Annotated in this window: 16 protein-coding genes; 8 read left to right on the top strand and 8 right to left on the bottom strand. The window is 67.5% G+C overall.

The genetic code is table 11. The annotated features are described in order from the left end of the window. Window position 1 precedes the first annotated feature (1 nt). The 5 genes from ASE72_RS13790 to ASE72_RS13770 form a co-directional block, all read right to left on the bottom strand. Window positions 2-856, bottom strand: a complete 855-nt coding sequence (locus ASE72_RS13790; protein ID WP_056022534.1) for a fumarylacetoacetate hydrolase family protein — start codon at window positions 854-856, stop codon at window positions 2-4. After that, the gene (lldD, locus tag ASE72_RS13785; protein ID WP_056024095.1) at window positions 853-2,001 is read right to left on the bottom strand and encodes an FMN-dependent L-lactate dehydrogenase LldD; all 1,149 of its coding nucleotides are present in this window, start codon (window positions 1,999-2,001) and stop codon (window positions 853-855) included. Before lldD ends, ASE72_RS13790 begins: the two co-directional genes overlap by 4 nt. Before the next feature lie 7 nt (window positions 2,002-2,008). Beyond that, complete coding sequence (locus ASE72_RS13780; protein ID WP_056022525.1) at window positions 2,009-2,755, bottom strand: SDR family oxidoreductase; 747 nt, start codon at window positions 2,753-2,755, stop codon at window positions 2,009-2,011. A 15-nt stretch (window positions 2,756-2,770) separates the two neighbouring features. Then, window positions 2,771-4,072, bottom strand: a complete 1,302-nt coding sequence (fucP, locus tag ASE72_RS13775; protein ID WP_268795903.1) for an L-fucose:H+ symporter permease — start codon at window positions 4,070-4,072, stop codon at window positions 2,771-2,773. A gap of 222 nt (window positions 4,073-4,294) precedes the next feature. Next, window positions 4,295-4,633, bottom strand: a complete 339-nt coding sequence (locus tag ASE72_RS13770; RefSeq protein WP_056022519.1) for an L-rhamnose mutarotase — start codon at window positions 4,631-4,633, stop codon at window positions 4,295-4,297. A 172-nt stretch (window positions 4,634-4,805) separates the two neighbouring features. Between ASE72_RS13770 and ASE72_RS13765 the strand changes: the two genes are divergently transcribed. Then, window positions 4,806-5,819 carry a zinc-binding alcohol dehydrogenase family protein gene (locus tag ASE72_RS13765; protein ID WP_056024092.1) on the top strand — a complete coding sequence of 338 codons (1,014 nt, stop codon included), beginning with the start codon at window positions 4,806-4,808 and terminating at the stop codon, window positions 5,817-5,819. 101 nt (window positions 5,820-5,920) lie between these two features. Continuing rightward, on the top strand, window positions 5,921-6,736 hold the full coding sequence (locus tag ASE72_RS13760; protein ID WP_056022516.1) for an IclR family transcriptional regulator: 816 nt from the start codon (window positions 5,921-5,923) through the stop codon (window positions 6,734-6,736). Window positions 6,737-6,838: 102 nt separating this feature from the next. Here the strand turns inward: ASE72_RS13760 and ASE72_RS13755 are convergent, their stop codons facing one another. Next, window positions 6,839-7,279, bottom strand: a complete 441-nt coding sequence (locus ASE72_RS13755; protein WP_056022513.1) for a hypothetical protein — start codon at window positions 7,277-7,279, stop codon at window positions 6,839-6,841. Between the two features lie 93 nt (window positions 7,280-7,372). Between ASE72_RS13755 and ASE72_RS13750 the strand changes: the two genes are divergently transcribed. Continuing rightward, a complete protein-coding gene (locus ASE72_RS13750; RefSeq protein WP_056022510.1) occupies window positions 7,373-8,347 on the top strand; it encodes a glutathione S-transferase family protein in 975 nt (324 codons plus the stop codon). An 84-nt stretch (window positions 8,348-8,431) separates the two neighbouring features. Here ASE72_RS13750 and ASE72_RS13745 read toward each other — a convergent pair whose 3' ends face one another. Then, complete coding sequence (locus ASE72_RS13745; RefSeq protein WP_056022507.1) at window positions 8,432-9,226, bottom strand: formate/nitrite transporter family protein; 795 nt, start codon at window positions 9,224-9,226, stop codon at window positions 8,432-8,434. A gap of 228 nt (window positions 9,227-9,454) precedes the next feature. On the opposite strand from ASE72_RS13745, the gene ASE72_RS13740 reads away from it, so the two are divergent. Both ASE72_RS13740 and ASE72_RS13735 read left to right on the top strand, forming a co-directional pair. Next, on the top strand, window positions 9,455-10,135 hold the full coding sequence (locus ASE72_RS13740) for a cytochrome c oxidase assembly protein (RefSeq protein WP_056024088.1): 681 nt from the start codon (window positions 9,455-9,457) through the stop codon (window positions 10,133-10,135). Beyond that, window positions 10,132-10,623 (top strand): CopD family protein, encoded by a 492-nt coding sequence (locus ASE72_RS13735; RefSeq protein WP_056022502.1) that lies wholly within the window; start codon window positions 10,132-10,134, stop codon window positions 10,621-10,623. The genes ASE72_RS13740 and ASE72_RS13735 overlap by 4 nt, the downstream gene beginning before the upstream one ends. Here the strand turns inward: ASE72_RS13735 and ASE72_RS13730 are convergent. After that, complete coding sequence (locus tag ASE72_RS13730; RefSeq protein WP_056024085.1) at window positions 10,593-11,123, bottom strand: DUF2231 domain-containing protein; 531 nt, start codon at window positions 11,121-11,123, stop codon at window positions 10,593-10,595. The genes ASE72_RS13735 and ASE72_RS13730 overlap by 31 nt on opposite strands. 78 nt (window positions 11,124-11,201) lie before the next feature. On the opposite strand from ASE72_RS13730, the gene ASE72_RS13725 reads away from it, so the two are divergent. From ASE72_RS13725 to ASE72_RS13715, 3 genes are read left to right on the top strand one after another with little or no spacing between them, the layout of a single operon-like run. Next, the gene (locus ASE72_RS13725) at window positions 11,202-11,804 is read left to right on the top strand and encodes a cytochrome c oxidase subunit II (RefSeq protein WP_235532364.1); all 603 of its coding nucleotides are present in this window, start codon (window positions 11,202-11,204) and stop codon (window positions 11,802-11,804) included. Then, window positions 11,801-14,269: a cytochrome c oxidase subunit I gene (gene ctaD, locus ASE72_RS13720; protein WP_056022496.1), complete on the top strand. Its 2,469-nt coding sequence runs from the start codon at window positions 11,801-11,803 to the stop codon at window positions 14,267-14,269. The genes ASE72_RS13725 and ctaD overlap by 4 nt, the downstream gene beginning before the upstream one ends. After that, window positions 14,266-14,580 carry a hypothetical protein gene (locus ASE72_RS13715; protein ID WP_056022493.1) on the top strand — a complete coding sequence of 105 codons (315 nt, stop codon included), beginning with the start codon at window positions 14,266-14,268 and terminating at the stop codon, window positions 14,578-14,580. The genes ctaD and ASE72_RS13715 overlap by 4 nt, the downstream gene beginning before the upstream one ends. Window positions 14,581-14,751 lie beyond the last annotated feature (171 nt).

The following is a 14,751-nucleotide window of genomic DNA, read 5'->3' as shown; positions in this document are numbered from 1 at the left end:
CTCAGCGCCGCGGCTGCCAGGCGACGAAGTCCTGGCGCTGCTCGCCCAGTTTCTCGATACCGAGCGTGACGACGTCGCCCGCCTTCAGATACCAGGGCTCGGGCTTCTGGCCCATGCCGACGCCCGGCGGCGTACCGGTCGTGATGATGTCGCCGGGTTCCAGCGTCATGATTTGCGAGCAATAGGCGACGATCTCGGCGACCGAGAAGATCATCGTCTTCGTGCTGCCGTCCTGCATCCGCTTGCCGTTGACGTCGAGCCACATCGACAGGGTCTGCGGATCGCCCACCTCGTCGGCGGTGACGAGCCACGGGCCGACCGGGCCGAAGGTCGGAAAGCCCTTGCCCTTGTCCCAAGTCGCGCCGCGCTCGAGCTGCCAGTGGCGCTCGGACACGTCGTTGACCACGCAGTAGCCCGCGACATGCGCCAGCGCGTCGGCGGTTTCGACATAGTCGGCGCGCGTGCCGATGACGATGCCCAGTTCGACTTCCCAGTCGGTCTTCTCGGAATCGCGCGGGATGACGACCGGATCGTTCGCGCCTTGCAGACAGCTGACCCATTTGTTGAACACGACCGGCTCCGACGGGATCGGCAGGTTCGATTCGGCGGCGTGATCGGCATAGTTCAGGCCGATCGCGACGAACTTTTGCGTGCCCGATACCGGCACACCGTAGCGCGGCGTTCCCTCGACCAGCGGCAGCGTCGCGGGGTCGATCGCGGCCAGCATTGCCAGCACGTCCGGCGCCAGCGTCTCGCGGGTGATGTCGGCATGACCGGTCAGCGCGCGCAGGCGGCCGTCGGCATCGATCAGGCCCGGCTGTTCCTGTCCGGGGGCACCATAGCGACAGAGTTTCATAGATTATCCTTTGCAGAAACCAGAATAGAGCGATTGATCTTGGCGATCGTGTTGACGCCGGTGAGCGTCATCGCGACGCGCATTTCCTTTTCGATCAGGTCGAGCAATTGTGCCACGCCCGCCTCGCCGCGCGCGGCCAGCGCATAGAGCCAGGCACGGCCGAGCAGGACGCCGTGCGCCCCCAGCGCAAGCATCCGCACCACGTCGAGCCCCGAGCGCACGCCCGAATCCGCCAGCACGGTCAACCGGTCGCCGACCGCGTCGGCGATCGGCGGCAACGCGCGGGCGGTCGACAACACGCCGTCGAGCTGCCGCCCGCCATGATTGGAGACGACGATCCCGTCGGCCCCGACATCGGCGGCAGCGCGCGCGTCGTCGGGGTCGAGGATCCCCTTGATGATCAGCGGACCGTCCCATGCGGCGCGGATCCAGTCGAGATCGCGCCACTGGATCGACGGATCGAAATTCGCGCCGAGCCAGCCCATGTAATCGTTCATCCCGCTCGCCTTGCCGAGCACCGGCTCCAGATTGCCAAGCCGGTGCGGCCGCCCGCGTAGGCCCACATCCCACGCCCAGCCCGGCCGTCCCATCGCCTGCAACAGCCGGCGCAGCGGCGCGTGCGGCCCCGACATGCCCGAATGCGCGTCACGATAGCGCGCGCCCGGCACCGGCATGTCGACCGTGAACACCAGCGCCTCCGCCCCCGCCGCCCTGGCGTTCGCGATCAGGTCGCGCATGAAGCCGCGGTCGCGCAGGACGTAGAGCTGGAACCACAATGGCCCGTCGGTGGCGCGGCGGACCTCGTCGATCCCGCACAACCCGACGGTCGACAGCGTGAACGGCAGGCCGCGCGCATTGGCCGCCCGCGCCGCCTGCGTCTCGCCGCGGCGGCGGTACATGCCGCCGATCCCGATCGGCGCGAGTGCCACCGGCAGCGGCATTTCGCGACCGAACAGCGTGGTCGACAGATCGATCGTCGCCACGTCCTGCAACACCCGCTGGCGCAGCGCGATGTCGCCGAGATCCGCGGTGTTGCGACGCAAGGTCTGCTCGGCATAGGCGCCGCCGTCCGCATAATCGAACAGGAAGCGCGGCAGCCGCGCCTTGGCGGCGCGCTGAAAATCGAGCGTCGAGGCGATCGTCACCATCGCATCAGGCCATGCACCAGCCGCCGTCGATCACGTGCAACTGCCCAGTGGTATAGGCGCTTTCGTCGGACGCGAGATACAGCGCGAGCGCCGCCACCTCGTCGGCCTTGCCGAGCCGCCCCATCGGCTGCCGCGCGACGAACGCGGCGCGCGCCGCGGCCTCGTCGCCGGTCGCCGCGAGCCGCTCGTCGAGCGACGGCGACTGGACCGTCCCCGGGCAGATCGCGTTGCAGCGAATGCCCTTGGCGACATAATCGAGTGCCACCGACCGCGTGATCCCCGCCACCGCCGCCTTCGACGCGCAATAGGCGTAGCGGTTGCCGACTCCGATCACCGCGCCCGCCACCGACGACATGTTGACGATCGACCCGCCGCCGCGTGCGATCATCGCCGGCAGCAGCGCGGTCAGCATGTGCGTGATCGCATGGACGTTGAGGTCGAACGACAGGTCGTACCCCGCGTCGCCCGTCTCCAGCAGCACGCCCGCATCGACATAGCCCGCGCAGTTGAACAGCACGTCGACCCCCCCTGCACTTTCGGCACCCGCACTTTCGGCAAATGCCCGGATCGCGGCGCGATCGGTCAGGTCGATGACGTACGGCGTGCATCCGGCAAGATCCGCCAGCGCGTCCGCGTTGCGATCGAGCGCGAGTACCTCGGCGCCCTCTGCGGCGAACAGCTCGGCCGCCGCGCGCCCGATCCCCTGGCCGGCGCCGGTCACGATCGCGCGCTTGCCCGTCAGTCTATCCACGTCACGTCTTCCTTTTCAGATCGATGCCCGCGCAGTCGCACCGCGGGCGTAAAGCGCAAAGGCGAATACCGCGGCGAAACACGCGGCCGGTACCAGCATCGCGTGCGTGATCCCGGCGCGATCCGACACCCAGCCGATCAGCGCGGTCAGCGCCGCGCCGCCGATGATCGCCATGATGATCAGCGACGACCCCGCCTTGCGCAGCGGCCCGAGACCGTCGACGCCCAGCGCGAAGATCGTCGGGAACTGGATCGACATGAACAGGCTGGTCGCGACCAGCGCGTAGAGCCCGATCGTCCCGCCGACCATGCCCGCGAACGCGGCCAGCAGCAGCGAGATCGCCGAGAAGATCGCCAGCAGCGTGACCGGCGCGAGCCGCGCCATCAGCGCCGTCCCCACGAAGCGCCCCGCCGCGAACAGCACCAGCGACACGAACAGCGCATCGGCCCCTCCCCGCTCACCCATGCCCGCATTCGCCTGCGCATAGCGGATCGTGTAGCTCCACAGGCCAACCTGCGCGCCGACATAGAAGAACTGCGCGACGACCGCGGCGATCAGCTGCGGGCGACGGAACACGTCGGTGAAGCGCCCCGTCGGACCGTCATCATCCGCGACGCTGCCGCGCGGGAACGGTACCAGCGCCGCGGCGACCGCGAACAGCAGCACGACGCCCGCGATCGCGACATAGGGCATCACCACCGCCTGCACTTCGGCGCGGTAGAACGCGTCGCGCGCCGCATCGCTCATCGCGGCCATGCTGCGCTCGTCATGCTCGATCCCCGAGAGGATGAAATTGCGCCCGACCAGGATCCCGGTGATCGCGCCGAGCGGATTGGCCGCCTGCGCCCAGTTCAACCGGCGCGTCGCGGTACGCGGATCGCCCAGTTCGGTCATCAGCGGGTTGGCCGAGGTTTCGAGAAATGCGAGGCCGCACGCGATCACGAACAGCGCGAGCAGGAACAGCTGGTACATCCCCGCGACCGCGGCGGGATAGAACAGCAGCGCACCGCAGCCGTACAGCGTCAGTCCGGTCACGATCGCGGTCTTGTAGCCGTACCGCCGCATCACCGACGACGCGGGAATCGCGACGACGAAATAGCCGAAATAGAAGACCTGCTGGACGAAGCTGGTTCCGAAATCCGACAGCGCGAACGCCTTGCGAAACTGCGCGATCAGGATGTCGTTCAGGTTGTTCGCCATCCCCCACAGGAAGAACAGCGACACGGTGATCACGAGCGCCGCGACATAGCGCCCGCCGCCATCGCGATCCGCCTTGCGGGGCGCGCCATCGGTCTCGATCATCGGCGATAAGGCCATCAGCCTGCGCTCCCTGCCATCGCGTTGTCAGGACCTTCCGGCGACGGGGCCGTCATAGTTGCTACGGCTGACCACGGTGTTCGCCCGTCCGCCATCACCCAATGAGAATATCGACCCGCCATTCCAATCTCCGTTATGAGATTTCTCTCTCGCTAGCGATAGTGCAAACGTCAGCCGCTTCGTTTTTCCGCCGGAACGAGCCTGACGCGGGACCGGATGCCGCTATTGCTCGTCGAGTGCGAAGATGCGCGCCATGGGCACCCATTTCTCGGTGGCGGCGGCGTGCGGGAGAGGCCGCTGGAAAGCGTCCATCGCGACCTCCCACCGATCGTCGGCCGCGGCTTGTTCCGGGGTCAGCGACCGTGGCCAGTCCTCGGCGACGGTCGCGATCATGACCAGACGATCCGCGGCACGCCAGATTTCCATGTCGAGGAATCCCTTGGCACGGATCCCCGCGGTCACCTCCGGCCATACCGCACCGGGCGCATGCGCGCGCTCATACGCGGCGATCAGATCCGCATCGTCGACAAGGTCGAGGGCAAAGCAGACGCGACGCGCCATCGGTTCTCTCCTGCTGCTCCGCGGGTCGAACGCCATGTCAGCGGCCCTGCCTAACGGTTGCATGGATGATAACGCACTATCATCTAATGATCTAGAGAATGATATGGGGTATGACGCATCGAACGCGACCGGCTCGCTCGATATCCGGCTGGAACACGCAAAAGGAACGGCAATGAAGGCTCTGATATGCACCGCGCCGAACAAGGCCCGGATCGAGGATCGGCCGATGCCGCAACCGGCCGATGGCGAGGTCCTGCTACGGATGCGACGCGTCGGGATCTGCGGCACCGATTATCATATCTTCGACGGCAGCCAGCCCTTCTTCACCTATCCGCGGCTGATCGGGCACGAACTCGCCGGGGAGATCGTCGACGCGCCGCGTGACAGCGGACTGGCGACGGGACAGATCGTCACGGTCAACCCCTACCTCGCCTGCGGGACGTGCGTCGCGTGTCGGCGTGGCCGGCCTAATTGCTGTTCGAACATCCGCGTGCTCGGCGTGCATGCCGATGGCGGCATGACCGAGTATCTGGCGGTCCCCGCCGGATCGATCGTCCCCACCGAGGGGCTGACGGTCGATCAGGCGGCGATGGTCGAATTCCTCGCGATCGGTGCGCACGCGGTACGCCGCGCGGCGATCGAGCCGGGGTCGCGCGTCCTGGTCACCGGCGCCGGCCCGATCGGGATCGGCTGCGCGCTGTTCGCGCGGATTGCGGGTGCCGGGTCGGTCACGCTGCACGATCGCAGCGCGCGCCGGCTAGCGACGGCGGCGGAGCGGTTCGGGTTCGAACCCGGTGTCGTCGCAGGCCCGGACGCCACGACGGAGCTGGCACAGCACACCGATGGCGAGATGTTCGACTATGTGTTCGACGCGACCGGCAGCATCCAGGCGATGAACGCGGGCCTGAGCCATGTCGCCCATGCCGGGACCTATGTCCTGGTCGGCCTGTGTCGCGACGACCTCGTGTTTGCCGATCCCGAATTTCACAAGCGCGAAACGACGCTGCTGGCGAGCCGCAACGCGCTGTCGGTCGACTTCCACCACGTCATCGCCTCGATCCGCAACGGCGCGGTCCCGACCGACCGCTTCCTGACCGATCGCGTCGACCTCGACGATGTGTCCACCGCTATCCCGGCGCTGATCGCACGGCAGGAGCAGGTGCTGAAAGCCATCGTGACAATCTGAGCGGTGGCGCCAGCGCACGGCGCCGCGCGACGCTGGAACGATGGCTTTCTCCCCTCGACAAACCGGGATATGTTCGGCTCCTACGACATCGATGGAACACCATGCCTAAACAAGACGGCGCGACGGCGCAGCGCAAGGGCACCTATAATGCGCCCGCGCTCGACAAGGCCTTCCTCATCATCGAGCTGCTCGCGGACAATCCGCAAGGTTTGCTGGCAAGCGAGATGGCGAGCGCGCTCGGCCGATCGCTCGGGGAATTGTTCCGCATCGTCGTGGTGATGGAAGACGCGGGCTATCTCCAAAAATCGTCGACCACCGATCGCTATACGGTGACGTACAAATTCCTCGACGTCGCCTATCGCGCGACACCCGCGCGCAAGCTCGTCATCACCGCGCAGCCCGAAATGCAGGTGCTGGCCGCGGCAATCGGCCAATCGTGTCATCTCGTCGTGGTTCAGGCCGGCGAGGGCATGGTGATCGCGCGCGAGGAAAATCCGGGCGTTCGCGGCTTTGCGCTGCGGGTCGGCGCTTCGATCGACCTCGTGCGCAGCTGTTCGGGGCATGTGCTGCTCGCGTTCTCGCCCGAAGAGGCGACCGAGCGGATGTTCAGTCGCGCCGCTGCGCTGCGCAAGGAACCGATCGGCCAGTCCGTCCTGGCCGCGCGTCTGCAACAGGTCCGCGACCAGGGGTTCGGCCTGCGCGAAAGCCCCGTCACGCGCGGGGTAACGGACATCAGCTGCCCGATCTTCGGCTTCGACGGCGAGCTGCTCGCGGCGCTGACGGTGCCGTTCCTCGAACTGATCGACGGATCGCAGCTCGTCTCGATCGACGATGCCTGCGCCGAACTCCGGCAGACCGCGCAGCGGATATCGACGGCATTGGGCTGGCAGCCCCAACGGGTTGTCGACGCGGTGTGATACCGCAGCTCTGCCTGGGGCATAGAGCTGCACGCATGGTCCGCCGGTTGTGAACGTTCGGAAGGAAGTTAAAGCTGGTCGATACCAGACGGGCGGCATCTATTAAGCCGCGCGATTGACGGCGGTCCCTCCTCCCAGGCTCGATCCAGCCTGAGGGCCCGGCAGCGAGATGGGCTCTTGCGGCGTCTCCCGCGCAGCGACCGATAGCACGGACACGATCTTGGCTGCTGCGTCGCGCGCCGCCGCCTTCAGCACATCGTCGCCGAACTGGGTCACATATTTAATGCCGCGCACCACCGCCTCGGTTTCTGCGTTGCTCAACAGGAACGGCGGGAGAAACCTCCCTTTCCGCAGGACATATCCGACGCCCGCCCCGCCAAAAATCGAGGCCCCTTGCGCCGTAAGCTTCGCGCGGTCGCGATCAAGGGTCCGTTCGGATACCCCTATCTGCGGGTAGCGCAGGCGCACACCGGCGACCCGACGCGGCAGGCCGCTCGACGAGTTCAACGCCATCGAAAAGGTCGACAGGCGGTCGGTCGCCAATCGCTCGAATGGGACGAAAAGGGTCGCTGGTCGTTCCCGAAGGACAAATTACGGCGGACCGTCTGTGCGGTCCGGCTTCGATGGAGCGATAACATGGGTAGAATGATCGACGGTGCGTGGCACGCGGGCAAGGTGACGGAAGACAGCAAGGGCGGCGCGTTCGAGCGGCAGGACACGGGCTTTCGCGACTGGCTGACCCCGGTGGGCAGCGCCGGCCCAGACGGGGAGCCCGGCCGTCCGGCGACGCCCGGCCGGTATCACCTGTATGTCAGCTACGCCTGCCCCTGGGCGCACCGGACGCTGATCGTGCTCGCGTTGCACGGACTGGACGACGCGATCGGTGTCTCGGTGGTCGATCCTGTCATGCTGGAGAATGGCTGGACCTTCGGCACGAGCCGCGGCGGCAGTGGCGATCCGCTGCACGACGCCGAGTTCCTGTGGCAATTGTACGCCCGCGCCAGACCGGATTATTCCGGCAAGGTCACCGTACCCGTCCTGTGGGATCGTGAGACCGATACGATCGTGTCGAACGAATCGGCGGAGATCATCCGGATGCTCGCCGCGTTCGGCGGGTTAGGTCCCGACCTCTATCCCCAGGCGCAGCGCGAGCAGATCGACCGTGTCAACGACCGCGTTTACGACACGGTGAACAACGGGGTCTACAAGGCCGGGTTCGCGACCACGCAGGATGCGTACGAGGCGGCGGTGCACCCGCTGTTCGAATCGCTCGACTGGCTGGAGGAGACGCTGTCAGGCAGCGACTGGCTGGTCGGCGACGCGATGACGGAGGCCGATATCCGCCTCTTCACCACGCTGGTCCGGTTCGATGCGGTCTATCATTTCCATTTCAAGTGCAACGTGCGGCGCATCTCGGACTATCCGGCGCTGGAAGCCTATGTCGAGCGGATGCTGGCCGATCCGCGCATCGCCGCGACGGTCCATCTCGATCACATCAAGACGCATTACTTCGCCAGCCACCGTGACCTCAACCCTTGCGGTATCGTCCCCGTCGGCCCTGCCCTCCCCTGGGCTCACCTCACCGCGGGAGGCGATCAGCACCTTACCTGACCAGCCGCTCCGGCACCGACAAGCCGGTCCGCCTCGGCGACCGGTTTGTCGGTGCGGATGCTCGCGCCCGCGCTGATCGGTGGATCATTCTTCTCGGATCAATTTGCCGTGTCCGTACGCGAGGATCAGCGCAATGCTCGCACCACCGATCACGTTGCCGACGGTGCTAAATGCCAGATTGCGAAGACCGGCACCCCACGGAACGGCGGAATTGGGATCAGCAGCCCAGCCGATCGGCAGCAGGGACATGTTGGCGACCGAATGTTCGAAGCCCGCCGCGACGAAGACGGCGACGGGGCCGACGATCACGGCGACCTTGCCCGACAGCGTTCTGGCGAACATCGCCATCCACACGGCGAGGCAGACCAGCATGTTCGCCAGGATACCCGACGTCAGCGTCGCGAGCACGGACTTGTCCAGCTTCGACTTCATCGTCGCGGCTGCTGCGTCGCCGATCGTCCCGTCGAGCCCCTCGAGCCCGCCGGCCGCGACGAACAGGCCGGCCACCGCCACGCTACCGACGAGATTGCCGACCCAGACCAGCGACCAGGCCCCTGCCACGCGCGCTGCCGTCACGTCGCCGGTCGCGGCCGGCAGGACCATCATCGTGTTGCCGGTGAACAGTTCGGTGCCGGTGACCATCACCAGGATCAGCCCGACCGAAAACGCCGCGCCGGACAGCAACTGCGTCGGGCCCGAGACCGCGCCGCCGCCCGCCTGCACGATCAGATAGGCGATCGCGCCGAATGCGATGAAGCCACCCGCGGCGATCGAAAGGGCCGCCATGCGGGCCCAGCAATGGTGCGCCTTGGCGGCCAGGGCCTCCGCGGCCTGCTCGGCGATATCGGCACCTGCCGGGTCTTTCGTCGTGTCGGTCATCCGGGCTCTTTCCTCGTGTTAGCGGTCCTTTTCGTCGCCGGGACGTCTGACGGCGATAAGGGCAAACCCATTACGACTGGCGAAAGGTTCCAAAGCTGCGGTAATGCCCAGCCGATGCGGCCATGTGGTGCGGTGGACGTTTAGTACTGACGAGCAAGAAGAATAAGGGGAACGATCATCGGTTGGTGGCGCAGCTATTGCGGACCCGCTCCGGGCGTGGACGACTGGATGTCGCGGTGGAATGGCGACCCGGTGCTGCTGGTCGCGCTGGCAGTATCGGCACTGGCCATGACACGGTTGGCGGGTGCGCGGCGCAGTGCCGGGCTTGCCGGTGTCGGGGTGCTGTTCGTCGCGTTCGTGTCGCCACTCTGTGCGCTGACGACGGCGTTGTTTGCGGCACGCGCGGTGCATCATCTGCTTATCGTGACGGTCGCAGCACCGTTGCTTGCGGTCGCGCTGCCGCCGCGGCGCGCGCTCGGCATGGCCATCACCACAGCCATCGCCCTGCCGCTGTCGACCGCGATCCTGTGGGCGTGGCACGCGCCCGCGCTGTACGATGCGGCGCTCGGCCATGTCGGGATCTACTGGATCATGCAGGCGACGCTGCTGGCGGGCGGGTGGCTGTTCTGGACCGCGGTTCTGCGCGGGCGGCCGGCGGAGGCAACCGCCGGGATCATCGGCGGGGCGGTGCAGATGGGGTTTCTCGGCGCGCTGCTGACCTTTGCGGGCCGGCCGCTCTATGCGGCGCACCTGACGACGACGGTCGCATTCGGCATCGGGCCGCTCGCCGATCAGCAGCTGGCCGGGCTCGTGATGTGGGTGCCGGGGATGGCGCCCTATGCCGCCGCCGCAGCATGGATCGCGACGCGGCGCTGGCGGGCGATGTCGCTTGACGGCGCGGCGGCATGATCCTCACATTGGTCAAGGCGCTGCATATCGCCGCGCTGATCCTGTGGTGCGCGGGGCTGATCGCGCTGCCGCTCGTGCTCGCCAAGCATGACGAGGGCGAAGCGCAGGCCGATTATGCGCGGCTGCGACGGATCACGCATTACGGCTATACACGGATCGTGACGCCCGCCGCGGTGGTTGCGATCGCAGCAGGTACCGCGCTGATCTTCCTGCGCGGCGTGTTCGTGCCGTGGATGTTCGCCAAGTTGGTCGCCGTCGGCCTGCTGGTCGCGCTGCACGCGCTGATCGGGCATACGGTCGTGCAGATGAGCGAGCGCCGCGGAGACTATGTGCCGCCATCGGCAGCGCCATTGCTGGCCGCGACGATGGCGATCATGATCGCCGTGCTGCTGCTGGTGCTGGGCAAGCCGCAGATGCCGGACCTGACCCCGCGCTGGCTCGACACGCCGCAGCACCATCAATTGCCTTTCGGGGCGACACCGACGTGATATTCGAACACCAGCTTTCCGCCATGCCATCCGGTGAACCCGGTAAACGCGGCCGCGAACGCCGACAGCAGGATGCCATAGGGCAGCACCGCCGCCTCATAGCCGCCGAGCCGATAGCCCCAGTTCGCGCCGAGCACGGAGAGCAGCATCACCGCGATCACGAAATGCGTCCAGCTCGATGCGCGCGCGCGGATGCCGGGCACCATCAGCAGTTCGACCGTGCCGGCGATCCCGGCGAGCACGCCGAGCAGGAAACCCGCGCCCGAAGCCCACAGCGCAGCGCGCGCCCAGAACAGATCGCCCGTCCACCAGTAGAACAGGTCCGCGCCGAGCGTGCTGGCGGCCAGTGCGACCGGAAAGGCGACGAGCATCGCGTGGATCGGATGCCCGGCGACCGCGATCTTCGATTCCGTCCGGTGGAAGGCGGGATCGTTTTCGATCGGATCGGTCAGCGTCTCGTCGATCGGCGTCGTCGTCGCCCCGTCAGCCCTATCCGTCATCGTATCGCACTCCCGAAGCGACTCTTGCATATAGGGGGAACGGCGATCCCGACAGCGGGTTGCACCGGCCCGTTGTCGGTGATCGACCCCGCGGGTCCGCACGCCGCCGCCGTCGCGCGGCTATGGTGGGTGATGCTCGGCGGATCGGCGCTGCTTGCGGCGCTGGTATTCGCGCTGCTGGCGGTGGCGATGCGACGCCGCGGGACGCGCGACGCCGACGCGCTGGACACGCGCGTGTGGATTGTCTGGCTGGGGCTGATCATGCCCTCCACCGTCCTGGCGATGCTGCTCGGCTATGCGCTGATCCTCGGCGGGCGGATCCTGCCGACGCCCGCGTCCGACAGCGTGACGATCGGCGTCGAGGCGCGGCGCTATGCCTGGGCGTTCCGGCATCCGGGCCTCGGTGGCACGCGCACCGTCCTGCACATGCCCGCGGGCCGCCCGGTCGACCTGCGCATCACGTCGACCGATGTGATCCACAGCGTCTGGGTACCGCGACTGGCGGGCAAGATGGACGCCATCCCCGGCCACACCAACACGCTGCGTCTCGTCGCCAGCCGCCCCGGCACCTATCGCGGCGAATGCGCGGAATATTGCGGGCCGGGGCACAAGGATCACGGGTTCACGGTCGTCGTGCACGACGCGCGCGGCTGGGCCGCCTTTATCGGAGCGGCGCGATGAAGGCCCTGAAACTCCACCACGACCTGACCACGATCTGGCGTACCGAGCCGGGCTGGCGCGGGGTGCTGCGCTCGGTCAACCATTCGGACATGGGCAAGCGGTTCATCGTCGGCGCGTTCGCGTTCTTCGCGATTGGTGGCGTGCTGGCGATGCTGATCCGCGCGCAGCTCGCGACCCCCGACAGCGCGTTTGTCGGGCCCGAGGTCTATAACCAGCTGTTCACGATGCACGGCAGCATCATGATGTTCCTGTTCGCGATCCCGATGTTCGAGGGGCTCGCGCTGTATCTGCTGCCCAAGATGCTGGGCGCGCGCGACATGGCGTACCCGCGGCTCTCGGCGCTCGGCTGGTGGTGTTATCTGTTCGGCGGCAGCATCCTGATCGTCGCGATGCTGGCGGGCGTCGCGCCCGATGCGGGGTGGTTCCTCTATCCGCCGCTGTCGGGCAAGCAATGGACGCCGGGGATCAATTCCGACGTCTGGCTGCTCGGCATCACCTTCGTCGAGATCTCGGCGATGTGCGCGGCGATCGAGATCGCGGTGTCGATCCTGCGGCTGCGTGCACCCGGCATGCGGCTCGACCGAATGCCGCTGTTCGCCTGGTATCTGCTCGCGACCGCGGCGATGATGCTGTTCGGTTTCCCGCCACTGATCCTCGGATCGATCCTGCTCGAGATCGAGCGCGCGTTCGGATGGCCCTTCTATACGCCCGCGCTCGGCGGATCGCCGCTGTTGTGGCAGCACCTGTTCTGGCTGTTCGGCCACCCCGAGGTCTATATCATCTTCCTGCCCGCGGCCGGTGCGGTGTCGACGATCCTGCCGGTGATGGCGCGAACCCGCATCCTTGCCTATGGCGCGCTCGTCGCCGCGGTGATGGCGCTGGCGTTCCTCAGCTTCGGGCTATGGGTGCACCACATGTTCACGACGGGCATCCCGCACATGGCGCTGGGGTTCTTTTCCGCCGCCTCCACTTTGGTCGCGATCCCGACCGCGGTACAGGTGTTCGCGTGGATCGGCACCCTGTGGTCGGGACGCCCGCAGATGAAGCTGCCGATGCTGTATCTGATCGGCTTCTTCGTCGTGTTCGTGCTCGGCGGCCTCACCGGCGTCATGCTCGCGGTGGTCCCGTTCGACCAGCAGGCGCACGACACCGCGTTCGTCACCGCGCATCTCCACTACGTGCTGGTCGGCGGTTTCGTCTTCCCGATGCTGGCCGCAGCCTATTACTGGCTGCCGCATTTCACCGGGCGCGAGCGCGTGATGCAGCTGGGCGAGACCGCGTTCTGGCTGATCTTCATCGGCTTTAACCTGACCTTCTTCCTGATGCACCTGACTGGGCTGCTCGGGATGCCACGCCGGATCGACACCTATTCCGATGCGATGGGCTGGACCTGGCTCAACCTGCTGTCGTCGGTCGGCAGCTTCGTGATGGCGTTCGGCTTCGCGCTGTTCACGATCGACGTCGGGCTGCAAATCTGGCTGGGGCGCCACCACCGGCGCAATCCGTGGAATGCCGGCACGCTGGAATGGGCGATGCCGATCCCGGCGCCTGCCTATAACTTCGCAAGCCTGCCGCAGGTGGCGGGGCGCGATCCGCTGTACGACCAGCCCGACCTCGGCGTGGCGCTGGCGCGCGGCGAGGGGTGGCTCGGCGCGGCGCGGCATGGCTGGCGCGAGACGATGGCGGTCGACATGGTCACCGGCGAGCCCGATCATATCGTGATCCTGCCGGGCAACAGCTGGCTGCCGATCGCCACCGCGGGCGTGCTGGCGGGCTTTTTCCTCACGATGCTGGCGGGGCTGTACTGGATCGCGCCGCTGTTCCTCGTCGGCGTCGGCGTGTTGGGCTGGCGCTGGGCGTGGACCAACGGGACGCGCGAAGACCACGGGCCGTTGTCCGCCGGGCCGGGCGTGGCCCTGCCGCTGTCGACCGAAGCGACGGGGACGACCGGCTGGTGGGGCAGCGTGTTCGCGCTCGCCGCCAGCGCGACGCTCTTTGCCTCGCTGCTGTTCGGCTATGCGTTTCTGTGGACCGTCGCGCCCGACTGGCCGCCGCCGCAACTGATCGCGCGCACCGTGCTGGAACCGGCGCTCGCGCTGCTCGGGGCGGTGCTGGCGATCGTCGAGGTGCGCCGCGCCGGACCCGACGGACGCACAGCGCTCGCGGTCGCAGCGGGGGGGCAGATCGCGCTCGTCCTCGCGCTCGTCCTCCTCGTCGTGCTGCGGCTGCCCTCGCCCGCCAGCCATGCCTATGCCGCGACCGGCGCGGTGGTAGCGTCCTATGCGATCTTCCACGCTGCACTTGCCGCAACGATGCTTGCCTTTGCGCGCGCGCGCATTGGCAGCGGCCATATCGGCGGCGCGCGGCTCGGCGAACTGCGCATCGTGCGGTTGTGGAGTGACCATGCGGCCGGCGCGGGCGTCGCCGCCACGCTGGTCCTCGCCTTGCCCGGGTGGATCGCATGATCGCCCTGATCCGGATGAGCGCGGGACTGATCGTCTGGGCAGTCGCATTCTGCCTGCTCTACGCGCTCCACGGCCTGGGCTGCGCGCGCGGCTGGGCGACGATCGGGCTGGGCGCGACGAGTGCGCATCAGGCGGCGCTGATCGCCGCGTGGCTGCTGTGCATCGGAACAGGGATCGGCGTCGCGGTGTGGCGATGGCCGGCGCGGAGCGGCACGCTGGTCGAGCGGACCGGCTGGCGCCTCGCACTGGTCGGCGTCGCCGCGACGGCGATAACCGGCCTGCCGATCGTCACGTTGCCCGCATGCCTCTAGATGTCAGAGGCAGCAACTGAGCGACGGCACCAGACGTGCAACCCCGCCCCTCGCCCGCTCCAGGTCGCCCCTGAGCCAGCGCGCACTCGCATATGACCATCGAACCCTCATATGGTGAGCATGGGCGGTCGCGTTAAACGGATAGCCGGGCTCGCGGAGGCTGCCGCGAGA

The sequence above is a fragment of the Sphingomonas sp. Leaf20 genome, from assembly GCF_001421535.1.
Lineage (GTDB): Bacteria > Pseudomonadota > Alphaproteobacteria > Sphingomonadales > Sphingomonadaceae > Sphingomonas.
This window is presented reverse-complemented; position numbering and strand designations above follow the sequence as displayed.